The sequence below is a fragment of the Kitasatospora sp. NBC_00374 genome (assembly GCF_041434935.1).
GTDB lineage: Bacteria > Actinomycetota > Actinomycetes > Streptomycetales > Streptomycetaceae > Kitasatospora.
This window is the reverse complement of record NZ_CP107964.1, coordinates 7,301,563-7,319,694: the sequence shown is the minus strand read 5'-3', so window position 1 is coordinate 7,319,694 and position 18,132 is coordinate 7,301,563. Positions and strand designations below refer to the sequence as shown.

General features: G+C 75.2%; 10 protein-coding genes. 9 read left to right on the top strand and 1 reads right to left on the bottom strand.

All coding sequences use genetic code 11. The features are described from left to right. Positions 1 to 143: 143 nt before the first annotated feature. Positions 144 to 4,370 carry a molybdopterin-dependent oxidoreductase gene (locus tag OG871_RS32520; protein WP_371501679.1) on the bottom strand — a complete coding sequence of 1,409 codons (4,227 nt, stop codon included), beginning with the start codon at positions 4,368 to 4,370 and terminating at the stop codon, positions 144 to 146. Positions 4,371 to 4,677: 307 nt separating this feature from the next. Between OG871_RS32520 and OG871_RS32515 the strand changes: the two genes are divergently transcribed. The 9 genes from OG871_RS32515 (at position 4,678) to OG871_RS32475 (ending at position 18,123) form a co-directional block, all read left to right on the top strand. Continuing rightward, positions 4,678 to 4,902 carry a hypothetical protein gene (locus OG871_RS32515; RefSeq protein ID WP_371501678.1) on the top strand — a complete coding sequence of 75 codons (225 nt, stop codon included), beginning with the start codon at positions 4,678 to 4,680 and terminating at the stop codon, positions 4,900 to 4,902. Between the two features lie 124 nt (positions 4,903 to 5,026). Beyond that, positions 5,027 to 5,938 carry a hypothetical protein gene (locus OG871_RS32510; RefSeq protein ID WP_371501677.1) on the top strand — a complete coding sequence of 304 codons (912 nt, stop codon included), beginning with the start codon at positions 5,027 to 5,029 and terminating at the stop codon, positions 5,936 to 5,938. A 211-nt stretch (positions 5,939 to 6,149) separates the two neighbouring features. Continuing rightward, a complete protein-coding gene (locus tag OG871_RS32505) occupies positions 6,150 to 7,085 on the top strand; it encodes an NADP-dependent oxidoreductase (protein WP_371501676.1) in 936 nt (311 codons plus the stop codon). Between the two features lie 131 nt (positions 7,086 to 7,216). Then, positions 7,217 to 8,248, top strand: a complete 1,032-nt coding sequence (locus tag OG871_RS32500) for a serine hydrolase domain-containing protein (RefSeq protein ID WP_371501675.1) — start codon at positions 7,217 to 7,219, stop codon at positions 8,246 to 8,248. Positions 8,249 to 8,391: 143 nt separating this feature from the next. Next, positions 8,392 to 8,769, top strand: coding sequence for a WXG100 family type VII secretion target (locus OG871_RS32495; protein WP_371501674.1), 378 nt, complete (start codon positions 8,392 to 8,394; stop codon positions 8,767 to 8,769). A gap of 140 nt (positions 8,770 to 8,909) precedes the next feature. Next, the gene (locus tag OG871_RS32490; protein WP_371503485.1) at positions 8,910 to 13,373 is read left to right on the top strand and encodes a toxin glutamine deamidase domain-containing protein; all 4,464 of its coding nucleotides are present in this window, start codon (positions 8,910 to 8,912) and stop codon (positions 13,371 to 13,373) included. Between the two features lie 58 nt (positions 13,374 to 13,431). Then, on the top strand, positions 13,432 to 14,874 hold the full coding sequence (locus OG871_RS32485) for an SUKH-4 family immunity protein (protein ID WP_371501673.1): 1,443 nt from the start codon (positions 13,432 to 13,434) through the stop codon (positions 14,872 to 14,874). Positions 14,875 to 14,959: 85 nt separating this feature from the next. Then, positions 14,960 to 16,765: an ATP-binding protein gene (locus tag OG871_RS32480; protein WP_371501672.1), complete on the top strand. Its 1,806-nt coding sequence runs from the start codon at positions 14,960 to 14,962 to the stop codon at positions 16,763 to 16,765. Positions 16,766 to 16,821: 56 nt separating this feature from the next. Beyond that, on the top strand, positions 16,822 to 18,123 hold the full coding sequence (locus OG871_RS32475) for an SUKH-4 family immunity protein (RefSeq protein ID WP_371501671.1): 1,302 nt from the start codon (positions 16,822 to 16,824) through the stop codon (positions 18,121 to 18,123). Positions 18,124 to 18,132: the final 9 nt, after the last annotated feature.

Here is an 18,132-nt window from a genome sequence, read left to right as displayed (position 1 = left end):
CCCGTATCGAAACACCGCCGGCCCGGGCGGTTCAAGCCACTCGGGGGGTCATCCGGGTTTTGCCGGAAACACTGCCCCCGCGGCCGTTCCGCCGGGCCGAAAAGGCACCGCGGATGCCCCGGCGGCGCACCGTCCGGCCCGGATCAGTACACGTCGCGGACGTAGCGCTTGTCGGCGGCCAGCTGCTTGACGTACGCGGCCGCCTCCTCCTCGTCCAGGCCGCCGTGCACGGACACGATCTCGCGCAGGGCCAGGTCGACGTCCCTGGCCATCCGGCCGGCGTCCCCGCAGACGTAGAAGTGGGCGCCGTTCCGGAGCCAGGTCCACAGGCGGGGGCCGTGCTCGCGCATCCGGTCCTGCACGTAGATCTTGGACCGCTGGTCGCGGGAGAACGCCAGGTCGAGGCGGTCCAGGTGACCGGAGGCCCGGAAGGCGGCGAGCTCCTCGCGGTAGTAGAAGTCGGTGGCGGCCCGCTGTTCACCGAAGAACAGCCAGTTGGGGGCGGTATGGCCGCGGGCCTGCCGCTCCTCCAGGAAGCCGACGAAGGGCGCCACCCCGGTACCGGGCCCCACCATGATCATGGGTGTCGCGGGGTCGGCGGGCGGGCGGAAGTGCGGCGAGCGCTGGACGAACACCGGGACCGGACCGTCGTCGGCGGCGTCGGCCAGGTAGGTGGAGCAGACACCCTTGCGGGCCCGGCCGAGGTCGTTGCCGTAGCGGACGACCGACACGGTCAGCCGGACTTCGCCGGGGTGGGCCAGCGGGCTGGAGGATATCGAGTACAGCCGCGGCTGCAGGCGCTTGAGGACCCCGGCCCACTCCTGCGCACCGGCCCGCACCGGGTGGGAGCCGACGATGTCGACCGCCTGCCGGCCCCAACTCCACTTGGCCAGTTCGCCCTTGTTGTCCGGGCGCAGCAGCCGCCTGAGGTCGCGGTCGCCGGTGCGCTCGGCGACGAAGCGCAGCAGGTCGGGGGTGAGTCTGGCGATCTCCAGGCGGGTGCGGAGGGCCTCGGCGAGCGGGACGGGGCCCGCGTCGGCCAGTTCGACGCGCTCGGAGGGGTCGAGTCCGGTGACGGCCAGCCACTCCGCCACCAGGTCCGGGCAGTTGGCCGGCCAGACGCCGAGGGCGTCGCCGGCCTCGTAGACGAGGTCGCCGTGGTCGCCGCCCCGGGTGTCGAAGGCGTACTGCCGGACCTCCTTGGCGGAGCCGGGCAGGCTGAGCAGGCGGTTGCCGATCAGCAGGGTGGCGAACGGGGAGGTCCTGGTGTACCCGGACCCGCGCTCGGCGGGCGAGGTGCGCGAGGGAGCTGCGGGCGCCGTCGCCGCCGGGTCGGCCCGCGCGGTGTCGGGCAGCTGCCCGGTGTGCTCGGCCAGGCCCGCCAGGACCTGGTCGAGCCAGCGGGCGGCGGTCTCGTCGTAGTCGGGCTCGCAGTCGGCCCTGGGTGCCAGCCGGGTGGCCCCGAGCTCGCCGAGGCGTTGGTCGAGGCGGCGGCCGTGGCCGCAGAAGTCCTCGTAGCTGGAGTCGCCGAGGGCCAGGACGGCGTACCGCAGCGCGCCGATCGCGGCCCGGTCCCGGTCGGAGAGCGCGGACAGCGCCGTCCAGAAACCGGAGCCGTTGTCCGGCGCGTCGCCGTCGCCGAAGGTGCTGGTGACGAACAGGACGGGGACCCCGGGCGGCAGCGCGTCGGGGGTGCGGTCGTCCATGCTGAGCAGGGTCGGCCGCCAGCCTGCCCCGGCCAGGCGGACGGCGGCCGCGCCGGCCGCCTCCTCCGCGTTCCCGGTCTGCGAGGCCCACAGCACGACCACCTCGCGCGCCTGCGGCCCGGCCTGCTGCGGGACGGGCCATTCGCCCGCCGCCGGGGCCGGCGGCGCGGCGGTACGGGAGAACATCCCGGCCAGCACACCGTTGACCCACAGCGCGCGGTCCGGGGCGACCGGGGACTGCGCGGGCAGCACGGGGACCGCGGCGACCGGCGGCGGGACGCTCCCGAGGCCGGCCAGGAACCCCGCCAGGAACTGCCGTTCGTCGGCGGCGAAGGCCGGCCGGGTGAGGTCGGTCAGGCCGAACAGGTCACTCAGCAGGGTGATCTGCTGCGCGCGCTCCTCCGGGACCGCCGCGCCGGGCGCCGGCGGGGTGTGGCCGGTGGCCGCCGGCACGAGGGCGCAGCTCTCCCCCTCCGGGGCCGCCACCACTCTGAGCGAGACGGCGCAGACCTTGAACTCGGGCTGGAACGAGAGCGGGTCGACGGCGTCGTTGGTGACGGCGTTGATGCTGAGGTACTCGCCGAACAGGTCGTTCCAGTGGAAGGGCGCGAAGCAGTTGCCGGGGCGGACGCGGTCGGTGACGACGGCCGGCAGCACGGCACGGCCGCGGCGCGAGGCGACCTCCAGGTGGTCGCCCTCGGCGATGCCCAGGGCCTGCGCGTCGTCGGGATGGATCTCCACGAAGGGGCCGGGGTTGAGCCTGTTGAGCTTGGCGACCTTGCCGGTCTTGGTGAGGGTGTGCCACTGGTGCTGGAGGCGGCCGGTGTTGAGGACGAACGGGTAGTCGTCGTCGGGCAGTTCGGCGGCGGGCAGGTGAGGGCGGGGGAAGAAGGCGGCGCGGCCGCTCGCCGTGGGGAACGCCAGCCGGGGGCGGGTGCCGTCGGGCCGTTCCAGGAGCCGCTGGCTGACGCCGTCGTTGAGGTAGCGGATCGGGTTGCGGTCGGGCCCGTCGGCGTCGGCGCTGGGCCACTGGACGGGGGTGTCGCGCAGCCGTTCGTAGCTGACGCCTCTGAGGTCGTGGCCGGTGGCGGGGTTCCAGGTCTGCTTGATCTCCTCGAAGACCTCTTCGGCGCTGGTGTAGCCGAAGGAGTCCTGGAAACCCATCGCGCAGGCGACCCGGGCGATCAGCTGCCAGTCCGGGAGGGCCTGGCCGGGCGGGTCGGCGGCCTGCGGGGTCAGGGTGAGGTTGCGCTCCGAGTTGATCATCACGCCCTCGGCCTCGGACCACATCGCGGCGGGCAGCACCACGTCGGCGTACGCGTTGGTCTCGGTGTCGGCGTACACGTCCTGGGTGATGACCAGGTCGGCCGTCTCCAGGCCGGCGATGACGGTCTTGCGGTTGCCCACGGAGGCCACCGGGTTGGTGCAGATGATCCAGCAGGCCTTGATCCCGCCCTCGGCCATCCGCGAGAACATCTCCACGGTGCCCCGGCCGACCTCGGTGCGCAGGGTGCCCGCGGGCAGCCCCCAGAGCGTCTCGGTGAACGCCCGGTCCTCCGCGACCAGCACCGACCGCTGGCCGGGCAGGCCGGGCCCCATGTAGCCCATCTCCCGGCCGCCCATGGCGTTCGGCTGGCCGGTGAGCGAGAACGGGCCGCTGCCCGGCCGGCAGATGGCGCCGGTGGCGAGATGCAGGTTGACCAGGGCGTTGGTGTTCCAGGTGCCGTGGGTCGACTGGTTGAGGCCCATCGTCCAGCAGCTCATCCACTCGCCGGCCTCGCCGATCCACTGCGCCGCCTGCCGCAGGTCCGCCTCGGGGATCCCGGTGATCTCGGCGACCCGGGCGGGCGGGTAGTCGCGGAGGAAGCCGGGCATCGCCTCCCAGCCCTCGGTGAACTCCTCGATGAAGGCCGGGTCGGTGTGCCCGTTCTCCACCAGCAGGTGCAGCAGGCCGTTCAGCAGCGCCAGGTCCGTCCCGGGCCGGATCTGCAGGAAGAGGTCGGCCTTGTCCGCGGTCGCGGTGCGGCGCGGATCGACGACGATGAGCTTCGCGCCCGCCTTCACCCGGTCCATCAGCCGCAGGAACAGGATCGGGTGGCAGTCGGCCATGTTGGCGCCGGTGACGAGGAAGACGTCCGCGTGCTCGAAGTCCCGGTACGACCCCGGCGGGCCGTCCGCGCCCAGCGACAGCTTGTAGCCGGTGCCCGCGCTGGCCATGCACAGGCGGGAGTTGGACTCGATCTGGTTCGTCCGGACGAAGCCCTTCGCCAGCTTGTTCGCCAGGTACTGCGCCTCCAGGGTCATCTGGCCCGAGACGTAGAACGACAGCGCGTCCGGCCCGTGCTCGTCGAGGATCGCCCGCAGCCGGCCCGCGACGGCGGTGATCGCGGCGTCCACGTCCGTGGCGACCGGGTCGGCGCCCCGCTCGGTCCGGACCAGGGCCGTGCTCAGCCGGCCGGCGCCCGCGAGCATGTCGGCGCTGGTCGCGCCCTTGGTGCAGAGCCGGCCCGAGTTCGCGGGGTGGCTCCGGTCGCCGGACGCCCTGGCCACCGTCCGCCGCCCGGCGCCGTCCACGGCGATGTCGAGCACGATCCCGCAGCCGACGCCGCAGTAGGAACAGGCGGTCCGCACCGCGCTGGTGGCATTCGGGCCCGACGCCGTCACGGGTGCTCCCCTCGGTAGTCCTCGTCGCCGCCCGCCCACTGTGGGGCACGGCGGCCGGCGGTGGGGGTTTCCCACCCTCAGTACGTTAGAAAGCGGCCGTTACCGAGAGATCACACCGACCCCGCGGCGGCGGTTAACGCCGCCGCACAGCGGCGCCCGCCCAGGTGTGAGCGCCTGTGGCCGCCCGGGGCGGGCGGGTGCTCGGCGGCGCGGGGTCTCCTCCCGGGCTACCGGACGGCCGGGCCACGAACCGGTGACGCGCGGGCCCGGCCGTGCCCGCGGCGGCACTACGATCGTTGCTCCAGGCATGACCGTGCCTCCCTCCGCACTGCCGGCTCCCCGTCGGGAGGTCCGCGCAGAAACGATCCTGTGCTTCCCCGAGTCCCCCATCTACTCCTCCCTCGCGGCCGCCTGGCGGGCGGCCGGACGGACCGTACCGGGCCTCCCCGACCCCGCCTGGGACGTCCTGGTCGGCCGCCGCCGGCACCACCCCGCCGGGCCGCCGGACACCTCCCGGCCGCCGGGGCGCTGAGCCGGGCCGCACGGACGGCAGGCGGCGCCGGGCCGGCGGACGGTTGCGGCGACCGCGCCCCGCCGGGCCGCGCCCTGCGCTAGATTGCGGCCGACCGGGCCGGGCGGGGTGGGGAGCAGCGGACATGGCGCGTCGGTACGGCCGTTCGGGAGGATCCGGCCCGGGGTGTGTGCTCCTGGTCCTGATCCTCGTCCTCTACGTGATGCTGGGCTACCTGCTCAGCCTGCCCGTCCTGATCCCGGACGCGCTGGCGAGCCAGGAACCGCCGCTGCACGCCACCCTGCCGCAGCTGGGCATCCTCGTCGCCCTCTCCTACGGCGCGGCCCTGGGGGTGGACTGGTCGGCGGGGCGGGGCGGCCGCCGTCGCGGCCCGCGGTGGGCGGTGCCGCTACGGGCGGCCGTACTCGCCGGCCTCGCCTCACTCGTCGCGGCACTGGTCGGTACGTTCCTGGTCCCGAGGGTCTTCGGGCCGGACCCGGGCTGGGCCCTGGCGGCGGACGTGCAGTGCGCGGTGGTCGGCGCGGTGGCCCGGGCCTGGTACAAGGTCGTCCGCGGCCGGGCCCGGCACACCTCGCGCGGCCGGGCCGCAGCCGTCGGCGCGAAGCCCGCGCCCGGTGAGGTCTGGCTCGCCCTGGTGCCGTACCGGGAGCGGGACGAGCGGAGCCGGCACTACTGCGTGATCCTGAACGCCCGCGCCGACCATGCCGAGGTCCTGCAGATCACCACCAAGGACAAGGACGGCCGGCCCGACCACATCCGGATGGGCACCGACGGCTGGAACCGGACCGGCAAGCCCTGCTGGGTGGAGGTCGGGGTGGCACCGAGGACGGTCCCGTACGAGGACTTCCTCGACGACCGCGCGAAGGGGCCGTGCCCACCCGGCACCTGGCGGCAGATCAGGAGGCGTCAGGCCGACCTCGGCCCCACCCGCCCGCCGGCCGGGTCGTCCCGGGAGGCCGGCGTCCCGGCCCAGCGCGGCCCGGCGCGGCGGCCGGGCCGTTGGCTGGGCCGCCTGACCGGCCGCAGCCGGGTCTGAGCCCTGTACTCCCCCGCTCCGGTCGACGGGGCGCGGCGGATGCCCCCGTCCGTGTCGAGTACCTCCGGTCGCACGGTCAGCCTCCCGGGGCGGGCGGGCCGGGCGGCGTAGAAACGGATGGGCGTTCGCGTCCGGCGGGCCCGCGCGGTGTACGGCGTCCGCCCGCCGCTCCCGCCGTCCCCCGTCCGCTTCCGTCCTTCCGGAGCTGCCCGTGAAAGCCCTCGTCTCCGCCGACTACCAGCCGCTGGACGGCCTCACCGTCGCCGATCTGCCGACGCCGTCCGCCGGGCCCGGCGAGGTGGTGGTGCGGGTCGAGGCGGCCGCCCTCAATCCGCTCGACCTCGCACTGATCACCGGCGCGATGAAGGACTTCTTCCCGGTCGAGCACCCGCTGGTGGTCGGGATGGACGCCGCCGGGACGGTCGCCGAGGTGGGCACCGGCGTCACCGGCTACGCGCCCGGCGACGCCGTGCTGGCGTTCACCGGACAGGCCGGTGCCGTGGCCGAGTACACGGTGGTGACGCCCGGACCCAAGCTGGCCAGGCGGCCGTCGGCGCTGGACGCCGTACGGGCCGCCGCCATCCCCGAATCGGGCATGACCGCCGTCTGCCTGCTGCGGGCGGTCGGGCTGAGCGCGGGCCAGAGCGTCCTGGTGATCGGGGCCACCGGCGGGGTCGGTCTGTACGCCGTGCAGCTCGCCGCCGCGCTCGGCGCCAAGGTGATCGCCACGGCCACCGCCCAGGACGCGGACTACGTCCGGGGGCTCGGCGCCGCCGGGACCGTCGACTACCGGGCGGCCGACGTGGTGGCCGAGGCCCTCGCCCTGGTACCCGGCGGCGTCGACGTGGTCGTCGACCTCGTCAACAACGGCGAGGGCCTGGCCGGCAGCGCTCGGGCGGCCCGCCCGGGCGGGCGGCTGGTGTCACCGCTCTTCGGCCCCGCCGAGCTGGACCGGGACGTGACCCCGGTCTACATCGGCACCTTCGACCCGCTGCCGGGCGACCTGGAGGACCTGGCGAACCGGGCGGCGGACGGACGCCTGCGGATCGAGGTCGGTGCCCGCTACCCGCTCGACGACGCCGTGCGGGCCGTGGCCGACTTCGCCGGGACGCACATCCGCGGGAAGGTCGTCGTCACCGTTCCCTGACGGCTGCGCGGCAGGGTGCCGCGCCCGGGGACGGCGGTGGCCGGTCGTCCTCCGCAAGGAGGAGGCCGACGGCGCGAAATCACCGTCCGGGCCGATCTCCGGCGCTCGGCGGGCACCCTAGGTTGGGTGTCATGACAGACCTCGGTGACCTGGCCCAGCGCACGGCGGACCGGCTGGTGGAGCGTCACGTAGGCGTGGCGGTGGCCGTCGTGGCGGGCGACGACGTGGCGATCCGCGGCGCGGGGAGCGCGGGCGGCGGCAGCTCCGGCGCCCCCGGCGCCGACACGGTCTTCGAGATCGGCTCGGTCACCAAGGTCTTCACCTCGCTCGCCCTCGCGCGGCTGGCGGTGGCGGGGGCCGTGGAGCTGGACGAGCCGCTCGCCCGGCTGCTGCCGGACGGCGCGGCGGTACCGTCACGCGACGGCGAGGAGATCACCCTTCGTCATCTCGCCACCCACACCTCCGGGCTGCCGCGGCTGCCGAAGGGAATGCTGCTGCGGGCGCTGGTCCGGCCCTCGACACCCGACCCGTACGCCGGCTGCACCGCGGACCTCCTGCTCCGGGGCCTGGCCGCCACCCGTCTGGGGGCGGCCCCCGGCCGGCGGTTCCGGTACTCGAACCTCGGCGCCGGGCTGCTCGGGCTGGCCCTGGCCCACCGGGCCGGCACCGACTACCCGCGCCTGGTCGACCGTGAGATCTGCGCGCCGACGGGCCTGAGCGGGACCGGCGTCACCCGTCCCGCCCTGACCGCCCAGGGGCACACCGCACGCCGCCGGCCGACGCCCGCCTGGAACCTCGCCGACCTCGCCGGGGCGGGCGGCCTGCGGTCGACCGCCGCCGACCTCGCCACCTTCCTGCGCGCGCAACTGGGCTCCGGTCCGGACGACCTGGCCGAGGCGATCGTCCTGACCCGGTCGACCGAGCACCGGAGGAACCGCTTCGCCTGGATCCACCTCGGCTGGCTCGGCCAACGCCTCCACCCGCAGCAGGGCGGCCACCTCCAGCTCTGGCACAACGGCGCCACCGGCGGCTTCACCTCCTTCGCCGGTTTCGACCCGGAGCGGAAGGTGGCCGTCGCCGTCCTCAGCAACACCCAGCGCTCGTTGGACGCCGCGGGGTTCGAGCTGCTGCGCACCCTGGAGAGGACGGCCGCCGCGGCCTGACGTGACGGTCCGGAAGTACCGTCAGGGAACCGACCCACCGCGTTTCTGCGTAGGATCATCCGACGAACGTGGCATCGCATGATCGCCGGACGGACTCCCGCAGCGGAGGCCCGCACGGCACGGGGACGGGGTGTGGGGGCAGCATGGCGCAGCAGGTCATCGTCGACGAGAGCATCCTGAGGGCCCAGGGGAAGGCCCTCGGGGACGTCGGGCAGGACTTCCAACAGGCCGCCGACCAGCTGAAGTCCCGGCTGCAGAGCCTGGAGGGCAAGGAGCCCCCGTGGGGCGACGACGACCTGGGCGAGAAGTTCGGCATCGTGTACGAGGGCCTGCGCGACGGCATGCAGGAGTCGATGGACTCACTCGCCCAGCGACTCGGCGAGATGGGCGGCAAGCTCCGGGCGATGGCCGACAACCACGCGCAGAACGAGGACCAGACGACCGGTCGCCTCGACGGCCTCGGAAGCCGCGCGGACTCGCTCGGTTCCGAGATCCGCACCATGCACCGCCCGCGGGCCTGACGGCTTCGCCCGTCCGCCACGTTTCGCGTGCCCGTTGCGCTGTTCGTCCTGCCGTTCACGCTGCAGTTCGTTATGGCTAGTCACCTGCTCCTGGCCGCTGGGCCGGGGGCCGTTCTTGGGGGAACTTACCCGTGTCGCTGATGCTGCCGGGCAGTGTCGAGTGGGTCCTGGAGATGCTCGGCTTCGACTGGCCGAAGGCGGACGAGGACAAGCTCCGCGAGTGCGCCCAGGTCTGGCGGGACTTCGCCGACCAGGTCGACGAGCTCAACTACCGCGCCCTGAGCGCGGCGAACACCGTCCGCTCGGCCAACAGCGGCGACTCGGTCGACGCGTTCGGCAAGGCCTTCGACAAGTTCTCCACCGGCGGCGACGGCTACCTCGCGGACGCCGCCATGGCCGCCCGGCTGATCGCCACCACCTTCGACGCCGCGGCCGTCATCGTCATCACCTGCAAGATCGCGGTGATCGCCCAGCTGGTGATCCTCGCCGCCGAGATCATCGCGGCCCAGGCCGCCGCCCCGTTCACCTTCGGCCTCTCCGAGGTGGGCGCGCTCGGCGCCACCACGGCCACCAAGATGATCGTGCGGCGGCTGCTGAAGGAACTGCGCGAGGCACTGGTCGAGGCCGTCGTGGAGACGCTCAAGGAACCCGTCGTCTCCGCCGTCCAGGGCATGATCAGCGACCTGATCTCGCAGACCGTCAACCAGGGCTTCGGCGCCCAGGACGGCTACGACCTCGGCCGCACCGCCAAGCGCGGCGCCGAGGACTTCAAGGACGCCGCCAAGAACTCCGGCCAGACCTTCACCGAGGCCCTGCGCGACGGCGTCGGGTCCCGCGCCGGCGGCGCCGCCCGACGCCACCTCGACAACGCCGCCGGACACGGCGACAGCAGCGGCGACCACGGCTCCGACGACGGTGGTTCCGACGACCGTGGTTCCGACGACGCCGACTCCGGCCGCAGCAACGGCCGCGGCGAGTCGACGAGCAGCTCCGAACACGGCAGCGACGGCCCGGGAACGTCCGGATCCTCCGCCCCGCCGAGCTCGGGCGGCAGCTCGTCACGCACACCCTCCGGCGACGGGGGCGGCCCGACGAACAGCCCGACGAACAGCCGCGCCGCCGAGGGCGGCAACGGCGACTCGTCCGCCGCCCACGGCGACACCGCACAGAGCGGCCCGAGCACGGACCGGTCCACAGCACAGCCGATCCACGACGGCAGCCGCACCACGGCACCCCTCGACCCGTTCGGCACCCGCCTCACCTCCGACCCCGAGCCCGCTCCCAGCCACACCCCGGCGGGCAGCGACGGCGCCCGGCCCTCGTCGCCCTCGTCCTCGCCGCCTCCGCAGTCGTCGGGCACCGACGCCGGGGCCCCCACCCACACCGGCACGGACGGCCGCTCCGAGCCCGCGGGTGACGGCGGCACGAGGCCCGCGGAAGGCGGGTCCGCCACTCCCCGGGACGGCTCCGACCACCGTCCCGCCCCGGCATCCGACGGCGCCTCACCGAGCCCCCACACCGGCACGGACGGCCGCGGCGCGGACGCCCCCGCCCGCACGGGCACCGACGCCCGCCCCGAGCCGGCCGGTGACAACACCGCCACCCCGGCCGGACGGGACGCCTCCGACAGCCGGAGCACCCCGCCCAGCACGCCGACCACGCCCGACGGCCACCCGGGCGCGGGGGCGACGCACGCGACGCCCGACGCGACGCCCTCACCCGCACCGTCGTCCGCCCCCGCGCACGGTCCCGTGCGCGGCGCGGACGACACCCCGGCCCACAACGGCGCCACCCCCGCCTACGGACCCGTCCGAGGCGGCGACGGCCCGACGCCCGTACCCGCACACCAGGCACCCGAGAACGTCACCACCCGGCCCACCGCCGACGCACCCGGCCACACCGCGCCCGCGCCGCACGGTGGTACCGATCCGCGGACCGCCCCGGCAGGAGTGGCACCGCACGTCCCCGCACCGGACGGCACGCCCCCCGCCACCTCGGACGGTCCGCACCGCGCGGCCGGTGTCCAGACCGCCTCGACGGTCGTGGCCGACCCGCCGACGAGCCGTACGACCCCCACCGTGACCCCGGACCCGGGCGGACCGGCCGGCCAGCAGACCGGCAACCCGACGGCCACCGGACCCGTCGGTCCCGGCGCGGGAGTCCCGACGGCGGCCCCGACAGCGGCCCCGACAGCGGGCGGCACAACGACCCACCGGCCCGGCGCCGGGCCGGTGGCCAGGCCACCCGCCGACGGCCCGGCCGCCGACCGGCCGGCCGTTCCGGGGCAGCAGGGCCGCCGCCCGGAGCAGGCCGATCGCCCGGTCTCGCTCGGGCGGCAGCCCGTCGGCGGCCGCCCGGCCCCGGACCGACCGGCCCGCACCCCCGACGCCACTCCCGACACCACCCCCCGCCCCGACCCGCGCGCGGCCTACGCCCGGCCGTCGGCCGACCAGCCGTCCGACGGGCCGTCAGCCGAGCGGCCGACCACCGACCGGCCGAAGTCCGACGACCACGCCGGGCCCGACGAGCGCCCCCACGCGGACGGCCCGTCGACCCACGCCGACCCGACCGCCGGCCCGGCCGCCGGCCCCGAGGCCGCCCCCGCGCACGACCGGCCGATCTCCGCGAGCAGGCCGCACGACACCCCGGGCGGCCTCGCTCCGGTGGACCCCCGGCACCAGCAGGATCTGGAGAGCCGGATCCCGCGCAACCCGGACGGCACCCCGCAGCGCCATCCCGATCCGCGCGGCGACTGGCCGGGCGCGGTCAACGGCGACGGCCACCGGGCGCCGGGCCGGGACAACAACTGCCTCGACGTCGCGCTCTCCAGTGCCGACACGTACAGCGGCAACCCCACCGCGGCGGCCCCCCGGAGCGACGACGGCAGCAGCGACGGGGAGCGCGGCGGCCGCGACCGGGCGGAGCGCCAACTCGGCGCGCCGTTCCGGGATCTCGGCAACGGGGACCAGGCCTACCACCGCCTGGAGGAGCAGCTCCGCCGCTCCGGCCACGGCTCGCAGGCCGTCATCATCACCCAGGACGCGCACGGCCGCGCCCACGCCTGGAACGTGGTCAACCACAACGGGAAGATCACCTACCTCGACAACCAGACCGGCGCCCGCGGCGACCGACCGCTGCACGACGGCAGACACGGCGTCTGGGCCGTCCCCCTCGACCCGAACCGCCGCCCGCTCCCGCCCACCGACCACGGCGGCGACCGTCCCGGCGACCACGGCACCCGCCCCGACCCGGCGACGGGCGGCACCGACCGCCGCCCAGCCGACCCGGCCGGCAAGCACAAGGCCGAGGAGGAGGGCGACACCGAGGCGGACGGCTCCCCTCCGAAGAAGAAGCCGAAGCCCGACGACGACGGTCAGGCAGCCGCCGATCGACAGGGCTCCGCGCCTTACAACCAGCACCAGTCCGACGACCAGACCCACCGCGGCATGCTTCCGGACAACGAGCAGCAGGTGCTCCGGCGTCGCGAGAACGCGCGGGTCGAGCAGACGGACCTCGATGTCGCGTACGACTTCCTGGCCGCCAGGACGACGGACAAGTCGCTCGGTGACTTCCTCCAGGAGACCGCCGACCGCGCCCGCGCCAACGCCGACCTCAAGGACGACGAGAAGCACCAACTCGGCTTTGACCACGACGAGTTGGTGAAGCGGTTGCCGGACTTCGGCAAGCTCAGCCCCGGCGAGCGGGGCGCTGTTCTGTCGACCCTCGGCCGACTGAGCCTGGCGGTGCACAGGGACTACGCGGTCGGGGCGAGCCCGGAACACGTCCCGGACCCCTACCACTACCGTGAGGACCACGACCGGTCGAAGCTGTCGGAGCTGGAGGCGGAGGCGCAGCAGAACGACAAGCGGCACCTGGACCCCCAGTCACGGGGAGTGGGTTTCCACGAACGGCACGACTTCTGGACAACCGACCGCGGCAATCTCCACCGGCCCCTCAAGCCCGGCGAGAAGCCCCGGCCCCCGGACCCCGCCCACCTGGTGCGCCGCCATCTGACCCAGCAGTACTACGAACAGCACGCACACGAGGAGGGCATGACCGAGGCCGCGGCCGCGCGGGCCGTTCGCAAGCAGACCGTCAGTCAGGTCAGAGGTGACCACCGGCCCGACTTCTCGGGGAAGAACTTCGCCGTCATCGAGACCGTCGACGCGGACAACAAGGTCCGGTACGTCATCGACACCTCGATCCCGCTGAACACTTTCGGGTGGACCTCGGAGCACTCCGAGCCGCACGAGGGCCGCTGGATGGAGCGGCTCAACCAGCGCGCCGAGACCGGCAACTACACCACGGTCAATCTCTGGACCGAACGCGAGCCCTGCGGCCAGGGGCAGGGACACGGGCACTGCTCGGACTACCTGACCAACTACATGCCGGAGGTCAATGTGGAGTACGGCGTCGGTTACCGGAAGGGCCCGATGGCACCGGAGCACGACACGCCGGCCGAACGGGCGGCCGCGGCCACCGGTCTGAGGACGGACATGCAGGACCACCTGAACAGGCTCGGCGAGATCTGGGTCGGCCTGGCCACCTCGGGCGAGCTCGACCCGGACCGCCCCAGGAATCAGCACAAACCCCCGGCGGAGTGAGAATTGTGACTGCTCCCCCGAGCGCGACGACCACCCGCTTCCCCGACGGAGATGCCCGATGACCCCCGGATCCGAGCCGACGCCACCTCCCGGCAGGGACTTCCACGTGGCCGAGCTGCCCGCGCTGATCGAGGATCCGGTGTTCCTCGCCCAGGTCGGCCGGGTCGAGCTGCTGGCCGCCATGGCGGCGTGCTGGCCCGGCGGCGTACCCGTCGGCACGCTCGCCGAGGACATCCACCACCTCGAGCGGCTGGGTGTCCGGCCGACGCCCGAGCAGCACCCGCAGTGGCTGTCCTGGCTGCACCTGCTGCTCGTCAGCCACGGCCGGGCGGCGGACGCCGACGCGCTGCTGGCGGCCGCGCCGCGGCTGCCGTGGCGCACGGTCTGGTCGCGCTGGGTCCCCCCGGGTGCCCGGGCCGCATGCCGCGCGCCTGGTGGCAACGTCGTGGGGCTCCGCGTCGTGGAGCGGGACGGCGCGCCCGTGGCGCTCGTCCACGAGGCCTTCGTGCACGCCCGGTTGGAGCGCATGGAGCCCGACGACGAGGAGGGCTACCACGAGTACGCCGTCGCGCTGGAGACCGGCCGTGTCCTCGCCGGGCCGAAGCTCTACCGACCCTACGCGCACGACGACTTCCCCGACCCCTACGTCCCGCTGCTGCCCCCGGACCTGCCCGAGCTGGGCGGGCTCGTGGTGAACGGGCCGGACGGCTGGCGCGATGCGGGCGCCGGATCGGCCGTGGGCCCGGTGCTGCCGGTCTGCCACGACCAGGTCGCGCACGCCGTCCAGGTCGGGCGGGTCGCGGTGCTCGGCGGCGGCTGGGGGTGCTGGGCGGTCGAACTCGACGCGTCGGCCGCCCCCCGGGCCGTCGCCACCCCGGCCTGGCGACGGCCGGCGGAGCAGGACATCGTGACGGGCCTGGCGGCCGCCGAGGTGCCCGAGGAAGCGTGGGAGCCGAGCCGCGCATGGCTGGCCCGGTGCTTCGGCGACCGGGCCCCGTGGTCGGTCGAGCCGGCCGCGCTCCCGGCAGGTCTGGAACACGGCCCCACCCGGCGGTTCCTGACACAGACGGGGTTCCCGATCGTGACCAGCGCGCTGCTCGAACTCAGTTCCGAGACCCTCGCCTCCGACGGCCTGGTCCAGCTCCGCTCCGAGGACCTGTACGGGCCCGACGACCCGGGATCCGGCGACCGGGGCGAGTACTCCTACGTCATCGCCAAGGACGGCGAGCGGCTCGTCGCCCTGGACGGTCGCACCGGCGAGGTCTCCCTCTTCAATCCCGACCGCTGGGAGGGCGACTACTACTACGGCGTGATGGCCTCCTCCGCCGAGCGCTTCGCGGCCCTGCTCCGTCTCTACTCGACCTACTACTACGGCGCGACCCCCGCCGAGCTCGCCGACGCCGCCCGCACCCTGCGCGACTGGGCGATCGAGCTGGACCCGGCCACGGACTCCTCCACCTTCTGGTACGAGGTCTTCCAGGACCGCGAGGACTTCGCATGACCGCGCCGTCAGGCACCGCGGAGACCGCCTACCGCCCCAACCCCTACGCGCAGGACCGTCCCTCCCCCATCCTGGAGCCCGAGAAGTGACCCACCCGGCCGTCCACCAGCCCCACCCGCACCTCGGCGGGAGGGCGCGCGCCCTCCGCGAGCTCACGCACTGGCACACCGAGGAGCCCTCGGCGCCGAAGGTGCTCCTCGTGACGGGCGGCCCGGGAAGCGGCCGGTCGCGGCTGCTGACCGGGTTCCTGATGCTCTGCGACCCGGAGCACCGGCAGCGCATCGACGTGGCGGCGCTCGATCCGGCCACGGTGCCCGCGGGCGACCGTCCCGTGCCGCTGGTCTTCGGCGCCGGCCGGCTGACCGCGGCCCAGCTCCTCTGGTCGGTGGCGGACAGCCTCGGTATGGAGGTCACCCGGACGGAGGACGTCCTCCGGCTGCTCGCCGAACCGGCCGACGCGGGAACGCCGCTGGTCCCGGTCGTCGTCCCCGACGTCGACCGGGCCGGGGTGCTGCGGGCCCTCGACGAGCCGGCCCGGGTCGCGGCGGACGTGCTGCTCCCGCTGGCGCTCTCGCCCGGTGTCCGGCTGCTCGCCGACGTACCGCGCGAGCAGGCCCGTTGGCTGGCGGAACGGCTGCCCGCCGAGTCGCTGCTGGTGATGGACCTGGACGAGGAGCCGTGGGCCGACCCGGCCGGGCTGTTGCTGCAGGCCGAGCGCACCCTGAACCGGCCCGGGTACGCGCCCGAGCTGGCCCGGCGCGCGCGGAGCCCGCTGGTGGTGCGGCTCGCCGCCTGGTCGCGGCGCGCCGTCCCGGACGGTGACCCGGCACGGTTCCCCGGCACCGTCGGCGAGGCGATCGACCTGCACGCCGAGCGCTGCGGCTCGGACGAGCTGACGCTGCGCCGGCTGCTCGCCCCGCTCGCCCTCGCCGGGGACGGCGCCGCGCTGCCGTTCCGGCTGTGGTCGCCGCTGGCATCGGCCGTCGCGGGCAAGGAACTCGGCCCGGTGTTCGCCGACGCTCAACTGCTGCTGCTCCCCTTCTTCGACCTGGTCGAGGACGGGGAGGAGACCGCCGTCCGTCTGGTCCACCCGGCCGTCGCGGACGAGCTGCGCGAGCGCTTCGGCACCACCGTTCGCGAGGCCCAGCGCCGGATCGCCGCCGCGCTGATCGCCACCGTTCCCGAGGACGGCGGCCCCGGCCGGTGGGCGGCCGCACCGCCGTACGTCCGCGACCAGCTGATCGGGCACGCCCTGGAGGGCGGGGTGCTGCCCGAGCTGCTGGCCGACCCGGGCTTCCTGCTGCACGCCGAGCAGGTGCCGCTGCGGGCCGCCGTCGAGCACCTCGCCGCCGGTGGGGCCGGTCTGCCGGCCGTCGCCCGGGTCTGGCTGGGGCTCGCGCCGCTGTTCACCCGGACCGAGGCGGGCCCGGTGCTGCGGGCCGCGCTGCTGGAGCACGCCTGCCGCCAGGACGGCCTGCCCGCCCCCGACTTCGGCCTCGCGCTGCCCTGGGAGACCCTCTGGGCCCACCCGCTGCCGGGCGTGGGCGCGGTCACGGCGGCCACCGTGGACGACGTCCCCGTGCTGGCCGCCCACGTCCCGGGCGAGGAGCCGGTGACCGCCGTGTTCGACCTGCTGACCGGTGTCCGGGTGGCGGCCGATCCCGCCCGGCTCGTCCTGCCGACCGACGAGCAGCGCGCCGGCTGCCCGGTCCGGCTCAGCGCGGGCGGCGACTACGTCCGGGTCTGGCCGCGGGACGAGGGCGACCCGCTCGCGGTCTTCGTGTCGCCCGGCCGGCTCGGCGGGGTCGACGTCACCCCCGACGGCGTGCTGCTGCTGGCCGACGCGCGGGGCGTCGGCGCACTCCGGCTGGCCGTCCCGGCACTCGGGTAGCGGGATCCGACGACTACGCTGAACCGTCCCATCGGCTCCGAAGGAGAGCGAACCGCGTGACAAGCCGTGAGCAGGCGATCGAGGCGGCCCACCAGTGGATCAACGGCGCCCGCCCCGAGGAGCAGTGGCGCCCGGTCGCGGTGCACGAGTTCGAGCTGGGGTGGGTCCTGTGGGCGGAGCAGCCGGCCGCGACGGCGGACCCGGCGACCGGCGAGCGGCGCGCGCCCGCCGAGATCGGCTCGGCGTGCGCGGTGGTGGACCGCGAGACCGGTGAGCTGACCACCTGGCCCTCCGTCCCGGTCGAGGAGGTCGTCCAGCTCTACCGCGACAAGCTCGGAGCGGGCTCCTACGACCCGGACCGGCCGCCGGCGGTCGGGCCGGGTGCGACGGCCGTGCTGACCTACCGCGACGCCCGGGGCGAGGAGCAGAGCCTGTTCCAGCTGTCCGCCCCCGGCACCGGCCACCCCGAGGTACGGGCCTGGCGAACCCTGCGGCAGCAGGGCGTGCGGCCGCAGGACGTCCTGGCCGTCCACACGGACCTGCGCCCGTGCGAACTGCCCGGCGGCTACTGCGCGGCGACCCTGCTGGCCGAGCTGCCGGTGGCCGCCTTCTCCTACGGGCACGACTACGGCCCGCGCTTCGACCGGCGAGCCGCCGGGGTGCGGGCGCTGGTGGCGCAGACCGAGAAGCTGTTCCTCGGCGCCGGCCGTCCGGCGCCGCCCCGGCCGAACCGGGTGCCGTTCCCGCGTGCCGTCCCGGCGGCCGCCCCCGAGCGGGACGCGGCGCTGGGCCGCAGGCTGGCCGAGCAGTTCGGACCGGAGGGCGTGCACCGCTTCGACGCCGACGACGTGGCCGCCCGGCCCCTCCCGGAGGCCGCCCGCCAGACCCTGGTCTGGGCCGGACTCCCGTCCGCGGTCGAGGACTTCTTCCGGGTGGCACCCGGACTGCCGGACGTGACCACGCACCTGGCCGCGACGGGCGGCGGCGAACGCGTCCCCGAGCAGGCCCGTGCCCTGCTCGCCGAGTACGTCCTGCTGGGCTCCGACGGCCACGCCCTGATCGCCGTGCAGTGCGGCGACGGAGGCACCAGCACGGGTTCCGGCGTAGGACGGGTGTGGGCGGTCGACCCGGACAACGGCTCGGGCCGCTACCTGAACGCCGACCTCTCCTCGTACATCCGCTCGCTGGCCCTCCTCGCCGCCCGCCGGCCGGCCCTGCGCGGCCTCGACCCGTACGCGGCGGGCACCGCCGTCGACGCCCTCCAGCGCGAACTCGCCGCCCTGGACGGCACGGTGTTCGGGGATCCGGAGAACTGGTGGGCCGTGGTCGTCGAGCAGATGTGGGACGCCCTGCTCTGAACGGAGCCC